Source organism: Curtobacterium sp. MCBA15_013 (assembly GCF_001865095.1).
In the GTDB taxonomy this organism is placed as follows: Bacteria; Actinomycetota; Actinomycetes; order Actinomycetales; family Microbacteriaceae; genus Curtobacterium.
Genome location: NZ_MJGQ01000081.1, coordinates 1 through 311, shown reverse-complemented (window position 1 = coordinate 311; position 311 = coordinate 1). Strand labels below are relative to the sequence as shown.

Genomic DNA, 311 nt, shown 5'->3' with positions numbered 1-311 from the left:
ATTATGGTAAGGGCGACCTGGCGGCCGCCGAGGATGCCCTGACCTCCGCTGTGCGTTATGGGGAACTGGAACGCAAACCCAGTACCGTGCTCTCAAGCGGCGGCCTGCTTGCCTGGATTCAGTACAATCGGGGAGATATCGACGAAGCCCTGGATACCTGTACCCGAGTGCGGCAATGGGTCGACCAGCACCACAGCGACCCCCGCCAACCCATGTTGATTTCCTGCTGGCAGAACAGCGCCCTGATCGAGATCTACCGGGAGCGCAACGAACCCCAGTTGGCCGCCTCTTACCTGGCCCCGTTGCTGGAC

At 61.7% G+C, this 311-nt stretch carries 1 protein-coding gene; it reads left to right on the top strand.

Features of this window, described 5'->3' with window-relative positions:
• Positions 1 to 311, top strand: a 311-nt coding sequence (locus BIV01_RS19150; protein ID WP_217642576.1) for a hypothetical protein, incomplete at both ends; no start/stop codon positions are given.